Raw genomic sequence first — 19,724 nt, 5'->3', positions numbered from 1 at the left:
ACCATAAGGTGGGTTTTTATAATACAAATAATGAAGCGGCGATGGCTTAATAAGACAAAGAAAGGTATTCAGAGCTTTACATCACTCAGTGTCATCGCAGTTATCTTAATTGGCACAGCGAATAGCCACGCAGTACCAGCAGTACAATAGAATCTGTTGTTATGATAAGACACGATTTGGGCAGTAAAATCGTTCGAATCTTGATCACACATAGCTTCTTCATCACTATTATCATCTACCGCACACCATATCTCATGGCAGCCATGCTCAAGCATTACACGAGTCAGCTCACTTCCTCTAAGCACTATATTCACCTCTAACTTCGTACTATTTTGTATATTATGTTATACGAATATAACTGTTTCTTAGCAATTTGGGTAGCTTTATTTTCAATTAAAGTATTACAAATTAATACACAAATTTTCAGTTATAAGCGGCTATAGATTTAGATCATCATAAAAAAGTTCTACTTTTTTTACTGGTATGGCGCATTGCCATTCAACGCCTTCTTTACAGGAGAATTTATCATTTTCAAAAGAAATAATGTGCCTTAGCGAATCATATTCAGTGCTATCGATACTAGCCATCGCTTGCTCGTCGCTCTCATTACTGACCGCGCATAAAACCTGCTTATCCCCTCGTGCTAGCATGGCACAAGTCAGCCCACTACCTCTCAATCTGGTACTCATAAACTATCCTTTATTTTCAACAATTTATAGATTTCTTGCTATATCATATAGATATAGAAATACTATATAGTATTGATTTATAGTCTCTTTAGTATTTAAGTGTATATGCAGGTTAACTCGTCGCACCCATCGCTTAGTGTTTTTTAACTTTAAAGGGCTCTGAGAATTGCAAAATCAAAAAACCAACGACCGATAATATAATGGCAATCTCATAACGACCGTAAGCCACCGAAATACCGATGGCACCTGTATTCCATAAGCTCGCTGCAGTGGCAGTGCCCTTTGAGCCTTTTTCATTTTTAAAAATCGCCCCACCACCGATAAATCCCATACCTGTGATGATGGCATACATGATTCTCGCTTCACCAGTAGCATCATAAATATCCATACCAACCAACATAAACGCGCATGAAGCAATGGTTACCAGTGGAAACGTCCTTAACCCCGCGCCGTTGTCTTTCATCTCACGATTAAGAGCAATCGGTAATGACAATACAAAGGCGATGCCCAACTGGAAAAAATGATAGCCCATCAGCTCTAAATCTATGTCGAATCCAAACATCGTTATCACCTTTTCATATTAAGAAAACACCCTTAAAGTCCAGTTTCGGATAGCGCAGTCGCTAAGTAAACTTGGCCATTATTTTGCTTTGTTAATTGCCTCAACCGTCTGTTGCGCCATTTGATAGCAACTTTCGATATTGCCTTGTCCGCACCAATCACCACTGACAATCCATTGATGAGACTCGTCTATCAAGATGCCTAATACTTCTTTATCACTATCAGTGACAGTGGCGGCATAACGCCAACGATGGCAATCTATTTGGCTAGGAGCATGTTCATCATTCCAATTCAATGCTTGCTTGGCAGCTATTAATAACTGCACTTTAATCGTCTCCATATCGTCATCGACATGCTGCTCTGACCAATCGTTGCGCGCATGAATAGTGACACTGGGTAGCAGGTCATCGCGAGCAGGTTTTTGATGCTCGATAAATATTCTATCGAGTATAGAGTTATTCAGATAAGCCACATCCCAGCGTGGCGCTGCTTGAGCGCTTAACATTTTTGGTAATGTATCAAAATTATCCCATCCTAACATCAGCGTATAGCACGCCAGCATTGTTGGCTTAGAAATCTTGGCTTGCTCAGCAAAGCCGCTCTCTGCCATTAGCTCTATGGTCTGACCATTAGGCGCGGTACATATCACCCAGTGAAAGTGACCTAGACTCGCACCAGTTTCGTCAAATAGCTCAGTTTTTTTATCAACCTTTGCCGCTATAGACCTGTCAAATTGAGCCAATGGCGCAACGCGGGTTTTAAATTTTATGGTGCTGTACTGCAACTCATCAGCCAGTGTACGTCCCCAACTGGTCATTTTTGGCGTACTAATATAGCGGGCTTGCGTGGTGTTCCATTGCTCTTTGATGTAAATATCAGGCGATTGAGTATCATGATTCGCTGGTGTTAAATCGATCACCTGCGCGCACCATGGCTGTAGCAATCCCGTCTCTAACCAAGGCGTAATGAATTGCTTAAAACTTGCCGTCTTGGCCGTAAAAAATTGTGCCCCAAATGCCCATTGCCAGTTTTTGCCAGTGTGGCTATCAGTACGATATCGAGTGGCTAAACGCCCTACACTACGTGACTTTTCAAAGACAGTAATTGGCGGTAAGGGTCTTTGCGCACTATCTTGTGCTATGTTTTGAGCAAAGGCGCGCTCTAATAATGTAGCGGTAAACAGCCCCGTCAAACCACCACCAATGATAGCGATTTTTGGTGATTCTGTAGCGACAGCGGGCAAAGAGTGATTGGTCATAATGACAGCAGGCCTCATATAATGTTTGATAAAAAAGGGAGCGATAATAGTAGGAATGTTTTAGATAATGTGGTTATCGTTAGATAAGATGGTTATAGAAAGTATTGAACCTTTAAAGTTTGTTGATATCAATATCGTCTGCGTAAAAAAGCCATGCTAGTTTTCATAACATGACTTTTCTGAACGCTAATCGTCTATTTACTGAACGTGCTTTTAATCGATAATTTAGCCTACTCTCCTCGCGCAGCTTTGACTACCTCAACCAGCTGATTAATCACCGAGCTATCCGCAAGAGTAGACAAATCACCCAAACCAACATATTGACCTGCCGCAAGGTTACGTAAAATCCGGCGCATGATTTTGCCCGAGCGGGTTTTGGGTAACGCTTCAACGATATGAATAGCATCCAAATTGGCAATCGGACCAATCTCAGCGCGAACATGTCGATTCAGCTCAGCCTTTAGCGCCTCTGTCTCTTTTTCACCCGATTTTAGAATAATAAAGGCACAAACGCCCATGCCGCGAATCTCGTGCGGCATCCCGACAATGGCGGCCTCCGCTGTCGCAGGATGCGCGACCACGGCGCTCTCAATTTCTGCTGTTCCCAGACGATGCCCTGCAACGTTAAGCACATCATCGACGCGACCTGTGATCCAGTAATGTCCATCTTCGTCACGCTGCGCCCCATCACCAGTGAAATAATAACCGGGATACTCACTAAAGTACGTCTGTAAAAAACGCTCATGGTCATTATAAATAGTACGCATTTGCCCCGGCCAACTGCTGTTAATAGCTAGGTTTCCTTCAGCAGAGCCTTCTAGCATAGTACCGTCACTATCAACAATCTCTGGCTTGATACCGTACAAAGGATTCATCGCTGCACCCGGCTTGAGGGCGACCGTGCCCGGTATCGGTGCCATGAGGATGCCGCCTGTCTCAGTTTGCCACCAAGTATCTACAATCGGACACTTGCCGCCGCCGACGACATGATAATACCAGTCCCATGCTTCTGGATTGATCGGCTCGCCGACTGTTCCGAGTAGTCGCAAACCTGAACGATCAGACTCCCTCACAAAGACATCGCCCTCCTTCATCATCGCTCGAATCGCCGTCGGTGCAGTGTACAGAATGGTCACATCGTGCTTATCGATAATATGACCGATGCGTGCCCATGTGGGATATTCTGGTACACCCTCGAACATCACCGTCGTCGTGCCATTGGCAAGCGGGGCATAGGTTGCATAAGTATGACCTGTGATCCAGCCTACGTCCGCAGTACACCAGTAGACGTCATCGTCTTTAATATCGAACACATCTCGAAAAGTAGAGAGAGCATAGGTGATATAGCCGCCCGTGGTATGCAGCACACCTTTAGGTTTGCCAGTAGAGCCAGAGGTATACAACAAAAATAGCGGGTCTTCGGCATTCATAACTTCTGGCTCGCAATGTTCTGACTCGCCATCGACCAAGTTATGATACCAAACATCACGGCGACCACTCATCGGTACAGAATTGCCCGTACGATGAACGACTATGACGTTGGTCACGCTATCAGTGCCATCCATATCTAGTGCCCGATCGACATTGGCTTTGAGCGGCGTATGCTTATTACCACGTAAGCCTTCATCAGCCGTAATGATGATTTTTGAGCGGCTGTCTATCAGGCGATTGCCCAAGCTCTCAGCAGAAAAGCCACCAAAGACCACGGAATGTACAGCGCCAATACGTGTACATGCCAGCATCGCTATCATTGCTTCAGGTATCATCGGCATATATAAGGTCACGCGATCGCCTTTTTTGACCCCAAGCTTACGCATGGAATTACCCAAGCGACAGACCGCTTGATGTAGCTCTTTAAAGGAGATGATTTTGTGCAGTGAAGGGTGATCGCCCTCCCAAATAATGGCAGGCTTGTAAGGATTTTTTTTGACATGTCGGTCGAGACAATTGACAGAGATATTCAACTCGCCATCCTCAAACCATTTTATGCGAAAATCATCCAAATCATAGTTAACGTCGCTGATTTTGGTCGGTTTTTTTATCCAATCGATCAGCTCGGCACGCTTCGCCCAAAAAGCATCATTAGCCTGAGGTGATTCGATAGATTTTTCGTAGTCTTCGCGATATTGTTCAGCGGTAGTATTGGCAGCAGCGATAAATTCGGCCGCAATGGGGAATGATTTTTGAGTCATCGTATTTGTCCTTTTTAATTATTATGACCTGCACGCATAACGGTCGAAAACGACTGCCTGTACAGGTGATAAGGGTCATCTTCCATAATGTGTGACACTCATGGTTAGTTTGACAAATAAGCAGAACGGTTGCAAGGTATCAAAAGCCATTCATAACAATATGCCTATATAGCGGTATACTTGCTCACCCATGATAAAATTTATTGACGAGGTGTGGTTTTGCATCTACTCGCTTTTACTATTGGTATTGGTATTGGTATTGGTATTGGTATTGGTATTGGTATTGGTATTGGTATTGGTATTGGTATTGGTATTGGCCAATTTAAAACATGTTTTGATTTTGGCACAAATTTTGATTTTGGTATAAACAAAGGCATCACCGTCCAGATATCAGATAACGATATGACATTTAATCCTTGTAACCTTGTATGAAATATGGACAATAGCTACACGCGAGATACGACGCCAAAATACACCCTTCACCAAACCCTCTTATTGACCTGCTGCTATAAAGATAAGCAATCGGCGTTGTTGATTCGATGACGGATTTGGTGGCTGGTTTTTAAACCTATTATTTTATGAGACTACCATGAGCAATCTGCGCAATGCATCACAATACACCCACTATGATGTCATCATCATCGGCGCTGGCGCGTCAGGGCTATACTGTGCGCTCACAGCGGGTCGCCGTGGTCGCCGCGTACTGGTATTAGACCATGCCAATAAAGCGGGCAAAAAAATCCTCATGTCAGGTGGTGGACGCTGCAACTTTACCAATTATTATGTGGAGCCTGAGCACTTTATCGGTGCCAATCAACATTTCTGTAAATCCGCGCTCAGTCGTTATCCCAGCTGGGAATTTATTGGTATGGTGGCAGCACATAAGATCCCTTACCATGAGCGCGAACATGGTCAGCTGTTTTGTGATGATTCAGCGCAAGATATTTTGACCATGCTCCTCGCGGAATGTACGGCAGCTGGTGTACAAGTAAAGCTAAATGCGCAGATTGACAGTGTGCAAGCTATCGAAAACGGCAAGAACGCCAAATTTGAATTACTGACCAGCAAGCAGCTTAGCAAAAAAGAAAAGCAAGAGAGAAAAGAATCCGCCAATCAAACCAAACTGCCGCAAACAGGCTACCGCTGTGAGTCACTCGTGGTCGCCACGGGCGGACTGTCTATTCCAACGATGGGAGCCAGTGGTTTAGGATATGAATTGGCGCAGCAATTTGGGCACACGCTGATCGCAACCGATGCCAGCTTAGTGCCTTTTACCTTTACGGATAAAACGGGCGAGCTTATCCGATCTTTGGCTGGTATTAGTTTGCCAGTCATCGCTAGTAATGAGCGCATCTCTTTTAAATTGCCCATGTTGTTTACCCATCGCGGGCTGTCAGGCCCTGCTATGCTACAACTATCAAACTATTGGCACACTGGCGAGACCATTAGTATTAACCTGCTGCCAAATATCGACATGACAGCGCTGCTCCTTGCGCACAAAAAATCGCACCCAAAGCAACTGATTCGGACGGTCGTCGCGGATTATACCGATAGCGGCGATGACAGTAATAAGTTACCAAAAAAGCTGCTTGCCGCGCTACAAACGCACCTTTGGGACGATATCAAAGATACCGAACTTGCCAATATTAAAGATGAGCGGCTGACGGAGCTTGGCGCGACTTTGAATGGCTGGCAGCTCAAACCCTCTGGTACAGAAGGCTATCGTACCGCTGAGGTGACCCGCGGCGGCGTAAAAACTGATGAAGTCTCCTCAAAGACCATGCAAAGCAACATGCAAGAGGGCTTATACTTTATCGGTGAAGTGCTGGATGTTACTGGTTGGCTCGGCGGCTATAACTTCCAATGGGCATGGGCCAGTGGCTTTGTCTGCGGTGAAGTGGTTTAACCTCATTTAATCATAACGATTTGGCATTGTTTAATCATAAACAGTGCTTATCGGCAGTGCTTACAGATAGCAATTATAAACAGCAATTATAAACAGCACTTATAAACAGCACTTATAAACAGCACTTATAAACAGCACTTATAAACAGCACTTATAAACAGTGCTATGGCTAAATGCCCAACACACCCTAACGAGATATCTCTATTTTTATTCTACTTAAGTTGCCTTTTATCGACATTAGACCTTGATAAATTATTAAAATAAACACAATATAGGTAGCTATAAATGTAGCGTAACTTAACAGAACTTTTTTATTAAAAAATACGTTTTGTCTGACGAGGTAATAAATGCGTCCTATTAAAAATATTCATGGTGATAAAGCGCCGCACTGGGTAGGTGACGGTTTTTATGTAAAGACCTTAATCAACCATCTTGACGACAACCCTCATTTTAATTATAGCCATACCGACCCTTTTTTATTATTCGATTATGGCAAACCAACGACCTTTCATCCGAACCCCAATTATAAAACACAGCCGCATGGGGTTGGACAGCATCCACACAAAGGCTTTGAAACCGTCACTATCGCCTACGAAGGTGAAATCAGTCATGCCGATTCAGTAGGCGGGCAAGGGATTATTCAAAAAGGCGATGTGCAATGGATGACCGCAGGTCGTGGCATCATGCACGAAGAGTTTCATTCGGAGGCTTTCGGTAAACGCGGTGGGGTCTTTAGTATGGTGCAACTGTGGGTTAACTTGCCAAGTGCGCACAAACTGACCGACCCAAACTATCAAAGCATCAAACGGGCAGATCTGCCTATCGTTGAGCTGATCGACAGCAGCAACCCTGATCACCAAACGATAATTGGTAAGGCGGCTATCATTGCTGGTGCGTGGCAAGAAATCACAGGCGCGGCAAATACCTTTACCCCGATTAACTTATGGGATATTGAGCTGCATACTGCGGGTGCGACGACGCTAAAAGTGCCCAACACCCACAATACACTACTGCTAGTACAAGAAGGTGAGCTACTGGTCAATGGTACGTCAGTCAGTGCCGGTAATTTGATTCAATTTGATGCGCCAACTCAGCACCGTACTGATGACCAAGCTCAGCAAACACTGGCTACTGATAACATTGAGCTGCATTATCCTGCTACCGAAAATGGCGAGCAAGCACCAGTCAAGCTTTTACTATTAAGCGGCGAACCTATCGGTGAACCAGTCGCAGGTTATGGACCCTTTGTAATGAATACCCAAGAAGAGCTCCGCCAAACGTTTCGGGATTACCAAACGGGCAACTTTGTCAAATAGTTAAAATACAGGCATCAAAAAGCCACCTGACGGTCTGCGTCAGGTGGCTTTTTATTATGTGCTTATGTATCGGCTAACGGTGAGGGTGTTTTTAACACACCTTAAGGTTAGCTAATCATAAGGGCAGCTGATTATCGATTATGCTTGGTTAAGGAATGGATAATCGGTATAGCCTTCATTACCGCCACCATAAAAACTCTCTGGGTGCTGCTCATTGAGCGCCGCCCCTTCCCGGATACGCTCAACCAAATCAGGATTGGCGATATAATCACGGCCAAAAGCAACCGCATCGATATAGCCTTCCTTGATATTTTTCTCCGCTTTTTCAGCCGTATAGCCACCAGCAGCGATAATCATATTATCAAAAGCATCACGGACACGCTGACGGAATGCATCACTATAAGGCGTGCCACCTGCCCAATCAGGCTCAGAGATATGCAAATACATCAGACCACGCTTATTGATCTGTTCAACTAGCCAGATGTTTTCGTCTTCGTTGTAGCCTGCTTCTACATTGTTAAACGTGCCAAGTGGCGAGATACGAATACCCACATGATCAGCATCCCACGCATCAACACAAGCATCGATAACATCAAGTGTTAAACGCGCACGATTCTCACGGCTACCGCCATACTCATCATCACGTTGATTGGTTTGCTCAACCCAAAACTGATGCAATAGATAACCGTGTGCACCATGAATCTCTACCCCATCAAAGCCTGCTTCTTTAGCATTTTTGGTCGCTTGGGCAAAATCAGCGATGACTTGCTTAATTTCGTCAAGGGTGGCTGGACGTGGCGTGGTCGCTTCAACGCGGATGGCGTGGTTATTGCTATCACGCAATGACGTACGCACACCGACATGCACATCAGACGCTGAGATCGGCGCTTTGCCATCAGGCTGCACGCTTTCATGCGCGACCAATCCTGTGTGCCATAGCTGTACGACAATTTTGCCACCTTTGGCATGGACATTATCAACGATGGTTTTCCACGCAGTGATTTGATCTTGGGTATGGATACCCGGCGCGCCAGCATAGCCCTTTGCCTGAAAAGATACCTGCGTCGCTTCAGTAATAACAAGCCCAGCACTCGCACGCTGTGAATAATACTCTCCAGCAAGTGCCGTCGGTACATCGCCAGGTTCGATCGAACGCAGACGTGTCAACGGTGCCATGATGATACGGTTTTTTAAGGTCTGCGTACCCATTTTTACGGGTTCAAATAAATTATCGTGTGCCATAAAAAGCCTTACTTTGTTTGTTTTTATGAGTTGGTATTCATTATTATGATACTTATTACTCTTAAGTAATTTGATCAAACTATGAAAACCTTCTAAGTTATTGGGTCAATAGAATGCATCGTTGCTTCGCTAATAGCTTAACTAGAAATAAGTGAAACACTACATTAACCAGCCATTTTCTTAATGAGGAATAGCTGCTTATATTCAAGTATAATTTACAAACAGATACATTTAATAAAGTTAATCTAAACTATTGGCATTGGATTTGGCAGTAACCCTCTCCATTGAAAAACATAAATAGCAGAATATTATTAATTACAAATAACTTGTACTCATAACCTCTCAGTCAAAAATCTACTCATCACCTATCCGCCTGAACGATGAATCAATCAAAGACCTTTATGACTTGAGCATCTTTTTAATAGACAACTCTAAAGATAGATACGTACCAAATAATATCACCATCGAGCCAATAATCGCTGGTGTGTCCAACGCCTCACCAAGCAGCAGATAACCAAAAATAATGGCAAAAATCGGAATCACCAAGGTAATACTGGTGGCGCGCATAGGGCCAATGCTTTTTATCAATTGATTCATAAAAATCAGAGCAATGGCGGTTGAAAATACGCCAATACAAATGACAGAAACCCAAGCAGTAAGGCTAATGCTTTTGCCATATGGGAATTCGTAGACCGCTATTGGCAGCATGATAATACTGGCAATGATAAGCGAACCTGCGGTAATAGCGACTGGTGAGACATTATATAAGTAGTTTCTGGTGATATTGGCACCGACGGCATAACCGACACAGGCCAGTAACGCATAGCCCATTGGTAGCAACCCTGAACTTGACTCAGCACCCTGACCGCTACCGCCAAATAAATTTTCACTCATCAAAATAATCACACCAATAACACCGATGACTAAACCGAGAATTTGCTTTCTTGACAGTCTGTCTTTAAAAAAGGTGCTGGCGATGAAACCGCTCATCATTGGCACAGACGCATTGAGCACCGCCAATACTCCAGCGTTTACCGAGCGCGCTGAAAAAGCAAACAGGATAAAAGGAATAGCCGCAGAAAATAATCCAACCAGCGTCAACACTTTCCAATTATCCCGTATGCCCTCTCTGTTTTTTGGGCTGATTAAAACAAAAACCAGCATGGTCAGCCCAGCCAAGACCACACGCAGGCTCGCAAAAGCCAACGAGCCAAATTCAGGCACACCAATACGATAAAAAATAAAAGACAGCGACCACATAAAGGACAGTGTCATAAAAATAATGAGGTCGCGGTTAGACATGAGTGAATCCTATCAAGCGTTAGACGACTGCTCCTGACTTATAAAATGGCGATTTATGAACTTCTCATTATCAAAAATTCATCATAAAAGCGCATTTATAAAAGGCTGAGTCGTAAAAAGTATCGTGTGATAAAAAAAACCTCGATGATAACTTTTTAATCGCTCAATGGGTGTTGTATTTTTTGTATTTATAGCCAATTTCTTCTACAAATTCACTTTATCCAAAATAAAATCAATGTCTTTATCGCCTCGCCCTGACAAATTGACCAAAATCGTCTCATCCGCTGACATATCTTTGGCGATTTTCATCGCATAGGCGATGGCATGTGCCGACTCTAAGGCAGGAATAATACCCTCAAGGCGCGACAATGCCATGAACGCTTCTAGACATTCAGCATCAGTTGCCGACTCATAAGTAGCCAGTTTTAAATCTCGCAGATGTGAATGCTGTGGTCCAACCCCTGGATAATCAAGACCGGAGGCAATCGAATGTACGGGAGCTGGCTCGCCTTTTTCATCGAGCAGCACGTAGCATTTAAAACCATGAATCTCACCTTTCACGCCGAGCGACATCGTCGCCGCATGATTAGGGGTATCCAGACCTTCACCTGCGGGTTCCACGCCTATTTTTTCTACATCTTTATCATCAAAAAAGCCGCTAAACATACCAATTGCATTGGAGCCGCCGCCAATACAGGCCACAACCTTATTAGGTAGCCTACCGGTCGTCGCTAGGAACTGCGCCCGTGCTTCATGTCCGACCACCGATTGAAAGTAGCTGACCATTTCAGGATATGGCGCTGGTCCCAATGCCGAGCCAATCGCAAACATACTGCTATCAAGCTCATTCAAATAAGTCTCAAAAGCGCTATCGACTGCTTCTTTTAGCGTACCCGCGCCACGCGAGACTGGCACGATATTGGCACCCAAAATCTTCATACGACTGACGTTTGGATGCTCCTTTTTAATATCGACCACACCCATGTGAATCTCACACTCCAAACCCATCAATGCTGCTGCCGTTGCCAACGCTACGCCATGTTGCCCCGCACCCGTTTCGGCAATCACCTTTTTTTTGCCTAATTTTTTGGCTAACAACACTTCACCCAGACAGTGATTAATCTTATGCGCGCCCGTATGATTTAAATCTTCACGCTTAAAATAAATCTGCGCGCCGCCGCAGTGCTCGGTCAAACGCTGCGCATGATAAATAGGACTTGGACGACCAACATAGGTCTCACGCAAGCGCTTCATCTCAGCAATAAAATCGTCATTTTTAATGATTTCACGAAAGCCTACTTCGATTTCTGCCATGGCTTTGGCAAGCTCAGGATGACCGATTTTGCCACCGAACTCTCCGTATAAACCATCGTCATTGGGCAAAATTGATTGATGTAATCCATAGCCAGTAGCGGTATTTTGCGTTGTCATAGTTAAGCCTTATTATTTTAAATGAAGTATTAGCATTAATATTTTTGCCGAATTATTTAGCTTTTTTAAGGATAAGAGTATTTCAATGTATTTGTGTTCTAGTACATTGAAACAAGATAATAAGGTAAATTCCCTATTTGGTCAAGTTTACGACTTACTATAAAAATAATTTGCTAAGTAACTGGTTAAGTCATTAACTAAAAACTTGCAAGAATAATCAGTGAATTAAAGTTCGACTTGCCTATAAGTATTACAGCAATCGTGTGACTGAAATAATAATGCAACCTATGTTTGCTAATATGATGCTCGCTTGGCTTAGCGCATCTTTGCGGTTGAAAGCTAATATTATTTCATACGGGCTTTTTAGCTTAAATATCAAATTAGGATACACCATGCAACGACGCCAACTGATTAAAGCCATGGGTTTAACCTTAGGGGCTATCAGCACCTCCGCTACGGTGAGTGGTTGCCAAGCGCTTGCCAAGCAGCCAAAGCTACCGAGTCAAGTCATCCAAGCTGGGCATTTTCCTAATATCATCGTTGGTAGTGGCTATGGTGGTGCGGTATCGGCGCTGCGATTGAGCGAAAAAGGTCATAAAGTGTTGATACTTGAGATGGGTATGCGCTGGGACAGAACACCCGAACATGATACCTTTTGCAAAATGATTAGCGCTGATAAACGCTCAAGCTGGTTTAGCAATATGCCAAACGCTCCTATTCCGATTCCAATCCCTATCAGAAAATATCCTGGGGTGTTGGATTTAATCGAATACGACGATATGAAAGTATTCGCAGGGCGTGCTTATGGTGGCGGCTCTATCGTCAATGGCGCGATTGCTATTCAGCCAAGACGCTCGCACTTTGAAGAAACGTTCCCTTGGATTGATGCTGATGAGATGTACGACACTTACTTCCCTCGTGCTATGCGAGAATTAAAAGTCAGCCAAATTCCGGAGTCATTTTTTAATCAATCCGAGCACTACGAATTTACTCGTTCAGCTGAACGCCAAGCCGAAAAAGCGGGACTAAAAACAGAGTTTTTCGGTAATAGCTACGATTTTGACTATATGCAAAAGGAAGCGAAGGGCGAAGTCTATAAATCAGGACTGGGCGGTGAAGTCATCTACGGTAATAACGCTGGCAAGTTCTCACTGGACTTAACCTACCTAAAAGACGCTGAAGCCACTGGCAACGTCACGGTAAAAACCTTGCGCAAAGTTAATAGCATTCAAGCGCTCGATAACGACCAACTGCGTTTAGAAGTCCATGTCATCAATAAAACTGGCGGTGTGGATGAAGTGGAGCATTACACTTGCGATAAGCTCTTCCTTAATGCAGGCAGTACGGGCACCTCAGAGCTGCTACTTAAAAGCCAAGCGGAGGGCAAGCTTAATAACTTAAACGAGCATATTGGAAAGCATTGGGGACCCAACGGCAACATCATGACGGGACGAAATTTCGTCCATGCGGCTGGCACCACCCAATCTACTATTCCGGTTAAAGGCATCAATATGTGGGACGGTGATAGAGGCGGCTCGAAGTACAAAATCTTTGCCGAACTCGCGCCATTACCGTTAGGGCTTGAGACTTGGACGACGCTCTATCTCGCCATCACTGACAATCCAGAACGCGGCAACTATTACTTTGACAAAGCCAGCAAAACCGTCAAACTGAATTGGAAACGCGAGCAGAATAAGTATTCAGTAAATGCTGCCAAAGAGCTGTTAGATAAGCTAGCCAAAGTAAATGGCGGCTCTACTTCAAGCCTTTTATTTACCAAAGGCTTCGGCGATAACTTCTGCTATCACCCACTTGGTGGCTGCGTATTGGGCAAAGCGACCGATGAGGTTGGACGCGTCAAAGGGCACGAAAATATCTACGTGCAAGATGGCGCGTTAATCCCCGGTAGCGCTGGCGTCAATCCGTATGTGTTTATTACCGGACTTGCCGAACGAAATATGGTGGCTATATTGAAGGAAGATCTTGGGTAGGTTGTTGGGGTTTGGTTAGATAAGAACAAAACGTTCTTTAGCGCTTTTCATCTAACAAGCTCTTATTGCGATAAGTTCTCAGGTTTCTGTCACTCTTACCTGTGCTAAACAAAGAATTACATGCACAACCCTATCTGCTACAGAGCAGTTGAATGCTCCTGATGGACTTATCGCATGGCATACATCATTATGAACCGCCCCGACTTTATCGGAGAGTGATTTACTTGAGTCAGGCAGCGATGCCTGACAGGGTTAAATTATCATAATACCGCTTTTCAAAATCAAAAGGTGACACATAACCAATCGTACTATGCAGTCGTGTTTTATTAAACCAGTCCACCCACTCAAGGGTTGCCAGTTCAACATCGTTCACACCAGTCCAGTTTTGCTTTAAATAATGAATCACCTCAGACTTATAAAGCCCATTGACCGTTTCAGCCAATGCGTTGTCATAAGAGTCGCCTGTTGTACCAACAGAGGCAATCACGCCAGAATCCGTCATTTTATCAGTATAGCGAATGGATAAGTACTGAACCCCTCGATCACTGTGATGAATGACATCTTTGGGATGGTTTCTATCTGCTATTGCTTGATTTAAAGCCGCCATCACCATATCGGTGTTCATACGATTAGATACCTTCCAACCAACGATAGCACGGGCAAACACATCAATAATAAAAGCGGTATAGACCCAGCCGCTTGTCGTCTTGATATAGGTAAAATCTGCAACCCACAGCTGGTTAGGACGATAAGCGCTAAAGTTACGATTGACTAAGTCATCAGCGCGCTTTTGGTCGTCACGGCTGTTGGTGGTAATCTTGCCTTTGCCACGCCAGACGCCTTGTAGGCCATACTGCTTCATTAATCGCTCTACGGTACACCGAGCAACCTTTAACCCGTCAGCTTTCATCTGCTGCCATACTTTACGCGCACCGTAACGGCATTTGCTGTCCTGCCAGATGCGTTTAATCTCGCTGAGATAGTAGTCGTCATGCTGACTGCGCAGTGAGCGTTTTTCAGGGTAGCTCTCCAAGTCTTTAGCACGGTGATAGGTTGATGGGGCAATCGGTAATACTCTACAGATCAGCTCGACCCCATAATTATTCTTATGATCGTCGATGAATTGAATCATGATTTTAGTCAGCGGTCGAGCTCCGCCTGGGCGAAAAAAGCGGCAGCCTTACGTATGATCTCATTGGCTTGCTTGAGCTCTCTGCATTCGCGTTCAAGCTCCTTGATGCGCTCTTTATCACTTTGCGCTTGCACCGATGCAGGAATAGTTTGATCGATGTGTTTTTTATGCCACGACCGCAGGGTTTCAGGCGTACAGCCAATCTTAGGGGCAATGGCTTGAATCGCTGACCATGTGGAGGGATAGTCGCCCAACGCTTCTATCAGCATGCGAACGGCGCGTTCTTTAATCTCAGGAGTGTAGGTTTGTTTTTTCATTGTCGTATTCTCTCAGAATGTTGAGTCTCCGACAATCCCGGGGCGGTTCACATCATTACGTATATTCCAACCTCTCTGTTCTGTAAGTAATACCCTAAAATAAAAAGATAAATCAATACCGAAACATTCTTTGACTTCCTCATCTCTAAGTAAGTCATCAAAGGTTCTTAATTGCAATCCACCTTGCCTATTTCTTTTTGAAGTTGCCCCTCCTGTTAATTCGACTAACGACCGAATAGCAGCTTCTGTTTGAGGTACTAATATGTGTATTGCTGAAATATAATCTTGATCCAAATACGCTTGTAAACCAGCATGGATAAGATCCTTTTTTGTTTCTTCAAATATAGGTGACGCTAATACAAAGTCAGTCAAATCTTGCACTTTTATATTGTAAACTTCTAACGCCTTTTTTAATGAATGCCTAAGAAAAAAGGCATTAGTATTTAAATTACTAGAAAGTTGGTGAATCACATGCCCTTCTAAGTCGTCTTCAACGCTGCCAATAGTTGCGATAGGTCTGCCTTTGTGATCTTGAATTGTCTTAGTAAAAAAGTATGTCAGCGGATAATTTTTTGCTAGCTCTAAAACTTGTTCCTCTACTTGATCTTTCTTTGGAATAAAATGTGCTGCAATTCTTACAAGTGTATTTTCTAGACCACCATTTGTCATTGAGTCGAGATAAGCTTCTAACTGTTCTTTTGGTATTTCTATGCTGTGAGAGAAGGATTGCATACTATCTACAACTTTTGGACCTATCTCAGTTATCTTTCTCGTTACTCGCTCTATGTCACTTTTCATATTGAAGCTAACATATATATTGTGCACATGTTGCAACCATGAAGAAGCTTGTATAGGTGCCACGTCATCGCACGCATCCTCGAAACTTCTACCAACTACCTTTATTACTCGAGTTGCTTCTTCTTTGTTTCCTTTAACTCTATAATAATCTGCTAAACGAACGCCTGCTGACTCACATCCCCATGGAGAGCTATCTTTAGAAAGCCGAGTTAATCGCTGCTCAAGATCTTCTATCAATTTTTCTCTTTGATCCTCAGATAGATACTTGCTCTTACCTAAAACAAAAAGATCGAAGCAAAACCCCCAAAGTCCCGCTCTACTGTCCTCCGCTATACGATCTTCAAGGTTAATAGCACTTTCAATACACCTTTCTATGAGATCGCTATTGTTAAAGCCAACTGCAACCTTGTAAGCTCTAATAATTTTTTTAATAGCGTCAGTCGGATGCTTACAAAGATCTTTATCTATTATCTCAAGAAGCGCGTTTATATAATCAACGGCAATAGTATATTCAGGTTTTTTGTTAATGGCAGGTTTAGAAAAATCCCATATAAGACCACAATAACGTGCTTTTAATATTGGGTTAGAGGTACTTTTTGATCTACTTATCCAGTGTTCCAAAACTTCTTCAGTAATCGAAGAAATGCTAGGACTTTCATAAGCCTTACCATCATCTCCAAACCATACCATCATAGGACCAAAGTAAGTGCCCCAACCACTCTGTTTATGCTGATAGTCCTCACAAAATCCAAATGCAATCCTCTCTGCAATAGACTCCGAACTTGAATCTTCGTGTGTAACTTCATTAATCTTTGTTGCAATGGATGACTCGGTAAGCTTTTCATCTGACTGATCTAATTCAACCATTAGCTGGGCTAGCTCAATATTCATCGCCATTCTCCGTTAAAACCATTCAACACTTTACTCAGCGAAATAATTTTTTATTTACTTAAGTTTAGTCCTAATAATAACATAGGAGTAAGTGAAGCTTTAAGATATCAATAGTCAATTTGAGGAGCGGTTTAGCCCTGATAGTAGCGGTATCCTAACGCAGACGATGGCGATGCGGACTATGGCTGGGGGCGGTCGCTCGAATGTTGGAACGCCACCAGACAAACTAGTTCGCACGCCATCGACAAGTTAGATACAAGCGGATAGCAGGATTGGCTCCAAAAACAACCATTCCTCGAAAATCTATAAACCCTCGTCCAAACCTCAATAAAAATACTTCGCCCTATCCTCACACCCCAAAACTCCCTACCCGTCCCCATTGAATTCCAACCTCGCATCAGCAACAATGACAGTATCTATTGATAAAACATAGTCTAGAAAAACCATTTAATAAAAAGGACACCCAATGAAACTGCGCATCTTAAAATCTGCCGTCACCAACCCTTGGTTTAACCTCGCGACCGAGGATTGGATATTTAATACGCTCAATCCCGACTCGCACACACTGTTCTTATGGCGCAATAGCGAGACTGTGGTCATCGGGCGCTCGCAAAACCCATGGGTAGAATGCAAAATCGATAAGATGGAAGAAGACAATGTGTTTTTGGCGCGGCGTCAGAGTGGCGGTGGCGCGGTGTTTCATGATTTGGGCAATACCAACTTTACCTTTTTATCGCCCAAAGACGACTACGATCAAGCAGCGAACTTTACCATCATCATCAATGCGCTAAAAAAGTTAGGCATAGACGCGGATTTATCAGGTCGTAATGACATGCAAGTCGGTGATAAGAAAATATCAGGCAGCGCCTTTAAACATGCAGCCGATCGTAGCTTTCATCACGGGACATTACTCGTGAACGCCAATATGCAGAAGCTCGGCGATTATCTCAATCCGCATCCGCTGAAACTGAAAGCCAAAGGCATCAAGTCCGTACGTTCTCGTGTCGCCAATTTGGTTGAGTTTAATGCAGACATCAATCACGAGATCTTATCCGATGCGATTATCGAGGCCTTTTGTGAATATTATCGTGACACTGATTATGGCGACACTACGCCAGTCGAAGAATTGGATGAAGCCACACTTGCAAAAGAGCCGTCATTAAAAAAATACTATCAACAAATGGCAGATTGGGATTGGCGTTTTGGTAAGACCCCTGAATTTACCCATCATATTGAGACGCGCTTTGATTGGGGCATTATTGATTTGCACCTTGATGTAAAGCAAGCAGTGATTACGGAGGTGGTTATCTTTTCTGATGCGTTAAATGTCGAGCTGATTGACCTATTAAAAGAGTCACTGACTGACGTTAAATATAATAAAGAAACTATTAAAGCAAAGCTGGACGAATTAGGTATAGGGCATCCTGAATTGGCAGCGCAGATTGATGACGTGTCTGTGTGGCTAATTGGAGAGATGGAAGGTTAGATTTTTGCTTGTTATTAATAATGAATAAAAGGACTCAATTTCCTTTTGTGTTCAATTTTTCAAAATCTTTCATAGTTTACGCCGACTGAGCTTGCCATATAATTTATACCTTTAAATAAACTTAAGTTTGATATTTTACGCTGTAGCCATCTATAATGTGATGCAAATAATAGAATCGCTATAACAATCCAAACTTTAAACGTTTAAGCAAGGTAGCACTATGGCAGCCTATATCACCGTCGGCGCAAAGACCTCTCACGGTGGGACGGTCATCTCCGGCTCACCGCACACCACTCATAACGGTATCCCAGTCGCGCGTAAAGGCGATAAAGTCATCTGTAAAAAATGCAAAAAGGTGACCACTATTCTTAGTGGTGATGCATCCTTTATTGTCGATGGCGCACCTATTGCTCGCGACGGCGATGTCACTAGCTGCGGCGCTAAGCTGATTGCGATTCAGCAAGCGTTTGCAGAGTCTGACTTTGATGTTGGCAGTATTGCACAGGCAGCGCCTTTGGTGTTTGCGAAGTCGGAGCCTGATGCTTTATTTGGGAATAGCTTTGTAGAGGATGATGAGGAGCCTATTGAAGATGACTATGTCATTACTAATTTAGGTGATGACGTTGATAAAATTGCAGCTGACTCACCTACTTTGCAGGAAAATATCAAAGATTTGCAAGAAGCAGATTGGAACATAATGTATGGTCCTGATTCTGGAGGAACATATACTAATTATGAAGATAGAGAAATAGTAGTTTCTGAATATTATAGAGATAAGCCAGCTATGGCTATGCATGCGCTCACTCATGAGGTAGGTCATGCTACCTATCAAGGAGAGATCGACATATCAAGTAGAGATGCTTATATTGATAGTAAGCTAAAAGGAGAAGGAGGCGCTGCGATTTACAGTGTCATGATCAGAGAAGAGTTACTAGATAATGGTGCCATAGATATTATGAAACCGCATAGTGATCCAAATGAGCTTAAAACTCTTGTATCAGCATATGAGAAATATGGTGATGATCATAGCGCTTGGAGTGAAGCGGGAAAAGTATATGGAAATCGTAAGACATCTACTACAGGTGAAAAATATAACGACTTTTACGGTAACCGTTATGATGAATATGAGAACGAAGGCAATTTAAATGAGCTGCTATTGAATTTTTAAAAATAGTATTTACTACAGTAAAATAAATTTTTACTAATAATAGT

General features: G+C 43.4%; 16 protein-coding genes and 1 other annotated feature. Of the genes, 6 read left to right on the top strand and 10 right to left on the bottom strand.

Translation table 11 applies throughout. The features are described 5' to 3' along the window. Positions 1–68 precede the first annotated feature (68 nt). From JMW64_RS01680 to acs, 5 genes are all read right to left on the bottom strand, one after another. Positions 69–305 (bottom strand): hypothetical protein, encoded by a 237-nt coding sequence (locus JMW64_RS01680; protein WP_227675952.1) that lies wholly within the window; start codon positions 303–305, stop codon positions 69–71. A gap of 132 nt (positions 306–437) precedes the next feature. Beyond that, positions 438–689, bottom strand: coding sequence for a hypothetical protein (locus JMW64_RS01675; RefSeq protein ID WP_193009251.1), 252 nt, complete (start codon positions 687–689; stop codon positions 438–440). Between the two features lie 133 nt (positions 690–822). Further along, entirely contained in the window at positions 823–1,251 is a 429-nt protein-coding gene (locus JMW64_RS01670; protein ID WP_193009250.1) for an MgtC/SapB family protein, read from the bottom strand. A gap of 78 nt (positions 1,252–1,329) precedes the next feature. Next, positions 1,330–2,508, bottom strand: coding sequence for an NAD(P)/FAD-dependent oxidoreductase (locus JMW64_RS01665; RefSeq protein ID WP_201552531.1), 1,179 nt, complete (start codon positions 2,506–2,508; stop codon positions 1,330–1,332). Between the two features lie 230 nt (positions 2,509–2,738). Continuing rightward, the gene (gene acs, locus JMW64_RS01660) at positions 2,739–4,700 is read right to left on the bottom strand and encodes an acetate--CoA ligase (protein WP_201552529.1); all 1,962 of its coding nucleotides are present in this window, start codon (positions 4,698–4,700) and stop codon (positions 2,739–2,741) included. 190 nt (positions 4,701–4,890) lie between these two features. Here acs and JMW64_RS01655 point away from each other — a divergent pair, with 190 nt between their 5' ends. From JMW64_RS01655 to JMW64_RS01645, 3 genes are all read left to right on the top strand, one after another. Further along, positions 4,891–5,067: a hypothetical protein gene (locus JMW64_RS01655; protein ID WP_201552527.1), complete on the top strand. Its 177-nt coding sequence runs from the start codon at positions 4,891–4,893 to the stop codon at positions 5,065–5,067. A gap of 222 nt (positions 5,068–5,289) precedes the next feature. Beyond that, a complete protein-coding gene (locus tag JMW64_RS01650) occupies positions 5,290–6,606 on the top strand; it encodes a BaiN/RdsA family NAD(P)/FAD-dependent oxidoreductase (RefSeq protein ID WP_201501872.1) in 1,317 nt (438 codons plus the stop codon). A gap of 347 nt (positions 6,607–6,953) precedes the next feature. Continuing rightward, positions 6,954–7,922 (top strand): pirin family protein, encoded by a 969-nt coding sequence (locus tag JMW64_RS01645; protein WP_201552525.1) that lies wholly within the window; start codon positions 6,954–6,956, stop codon positions 7,920–7,922. A 138-nt stretch (positions 7,923–8,060) separates the two neighbouring features. On the opposite strand, the gene nemA is transcribed toward JMW64_RS01645, so the two are convergent. The 3 genes from nemA to trpB form a co-directional block, all read right to left on the bottom strand. Beyond that, on the bottom strand, positions 8,061–9,164 hold the full coding sequence (gene nemA, locus JMW64_RS01640; RefSeq protein WP_055123564.1) for an alkene reductase: 1,104 nt from the start codon (positions 9,162–9,164) through the stop codon (positions 8,061–8,063). Positions 9,165–9,563: 399 nt separating this feature from the next. After that, a complete protein-coding gene (locus JMW64_RS01635; protein WP_193011821.1) occupies positions 9,564–10,466 on the bottom strand; it encodes a DMT family transporter in 903 nt (300 codons plus the stop codon). Between the two features lie 204 nt (positions 10,467–10,670). Next, positions 10,671–11,897 carry a tryptophan synthase subunit beta gene (trpB, locus tag JMW64_RS01630; protein WP_201552523.1) on the bottom strand — a complete coding sequence of 409 codons (1,227 nt, stop codon included), beginning with the start codon at positions 11,895–11,897 and terminating at the stop codon, positions 10,671–10,673. A gap of 392 nt (positions 11,898–12,289) precedes the next feature. Here trpB and JMW64_RS01625 point away from each other — a divergent pair, with 392 nt between their 5' ends. After that, positions 12,290–13,888: a GMC oxidoreductase gene (locus JMW64_RS01625; RefSeq protein WP_201552521.1), complete on the top strand. Its 1,599-nt coding sequence runs from the start codon at positions 12,290–12,292 to the stop codon at positions 13,886–13,888. Positions 13,889–14,117: 229 nt separating this feature from the next. Here the strand turns inward: JMW64_RS01625 and JMW64_RS01620 are convergent. Then, positions 14,118–15,337 (bottom strand): IS3 family transposase gene (locus JMW64_RS01620; protein ID WP_406947480.1). Its coding sequence is split into 2 segments (ribosomal slippage): positions 14,118–15,061 and positions 15,061–15,337, totalling 1,221 coding nucleotides; the frame shifts between segments, so codons are not numbered across the junction. Continuing rightward, positions 14,946–15,062, bottom strand: a sequence feature (AL1L pseudoknot). (Overlaps the previous gene by 117 nt.) Positions 15,338–15,349: 12 nt before the next feature. Next, positions 15,350–17,026, bottom strand: a complete 1,677-nt coding sequence (locus tag JMW64_RS01615; RefSeq protein WP_201552519.1) for a DUF4209 domain-containing protein — start codon at positions 17,024–17,026, stop codon at positions 15,350–15,352. A 466-nt stretch (positions 17,027–17,492) separates the two neighbouring features. On the opposite strand from JMW64_RS01615, the gene JMW64_RS01610 reads away from it, so the two are divergent. After that, positions 17,493–18,512: a lipoate--protein ligase gene (locus JMW64_RS01610; protein WP_201552516.1), complete on the top strand. Its 1,020-nt coding sequence runs from the start codon at positions 17,493–17,495 to the stop codon at positions 18,510–18,512. A gap of 220 nt (positions 18,513–18,732) precedes the next feature. Next, positions 18,733–19,680, top strand: a complete 948-nt coding sequence (locus tag JMW64_RS01605; RefSeq protein ID WP_201552514.1) for a PAAR domain-containing protein — start codon at positions 18,733–18,735, stop codon at positions 19,678–19,680. Positions 19,681–19,724: the final 44 nt, after the last annotated feature.

This window comes from Psychrobacter immobilis (genome assembly GCF_904846065.1).
GTDB lineage: Bacteria > Pseudomonadota > Gammaproteobacteria > Pseudomonadales > Moraxellaceae > Psychrobacter > Psychrobacter immobilis_H.
This window is presented reverse-complemented; position numbering and strand designations above follow the sequence as displayed.

Coding starts and splice junctions, on each gene's coding strand:
- JMW64_RS01635 (WP_193011821.1), bottom strand. CDS start 10,466: ATGTCTAACCGCGACCTCATTATTTTTATGACACTGTCCTTTATGTGG.
- JMW64_RS01675 (WP_193009251.1), bottom strand. CDS start 689: ATGAGTACCAGATTGAGAGGTAGTGGGCTGACTTGTGCCATGCTAGCA.
- acs (WP_201552529.1), bottom strand. CDS start 4,700: ATGACTCAAAAATCATTCCCCATTGCGGCCGAATTTATCGCTGCTGCC.
- nemA (WP_055123564.1), bottom strand. CDS start 9,164: ATGGCACACGATAATTTATTTGAACCCGTAAAAATGGGTACGCAGACC.
- JMW64_RS01615 (WP_201552519.1), bottom strand. CDS start 17,026: ATGAATATTGAGCTAGCCCAGCTAATGGTTGAATTAGATCAGTCAGAT.
- JMW64_RS01605 (WP_201552514.1), top strand. CDS start 18,733: ATGGCAGCCTATATCACCGTCGGCGCAAAGACCTCTCACGGTGGGACG.
- JMW64_RS01610 (WP_201552516.1), top strand. CDS start 17,493: ATGAAACTGCGCATCTTAAAATCTGCCGTCACCAACCCTTGGTTTAAC.
- JMW64_RS01670 (WP_193009250.1), bottom strand. CDS start 1,251: ATGTTTGGATTCGACATAGATTTAGAGCTGATGGGCTATCATTTTTTC.
- JMW64_RS01665 (WP_201552531.1), bottom strand. CDS start 2,508: ATGACCAATCACTCTTTGCCCGCTGTCGCTACAGAATCACCAAAAATC.
- JMW64_RS01645 (WP_201552525.1), top strand. CDS start 6,954: ATGCGTCCTATTAAAAATATTCATGGTGATAAAGCGCCGCACTGGGTA.
- JMW64_RS01655 (WP_201552527.1), top strand. CDS start 4,891: ATGATAAAATTTATTGACGAGGTGTGGTTTTGCATCTACTCGCTTTTA.
- trpB (WP_201552523.1), bottom strand. CDS start 11,897: ATGACAACGCAAAATACCGCTACTGGCTATGGATTACATCAATCAATT.
- JMW64_RS01625 (WP_201552521.1), top strand. CDS start 12,290: ATGCAACGACGCCAACTGATTAAAGCCATGGGTTTAACCTTAGGGGCT.
- JMW64_RS01650 (WP_201501872.1), top strand. CDS start 5,290: ATGAGCAATCTGCGCAATGCATCACAATACACCCACTATGATGTCATC.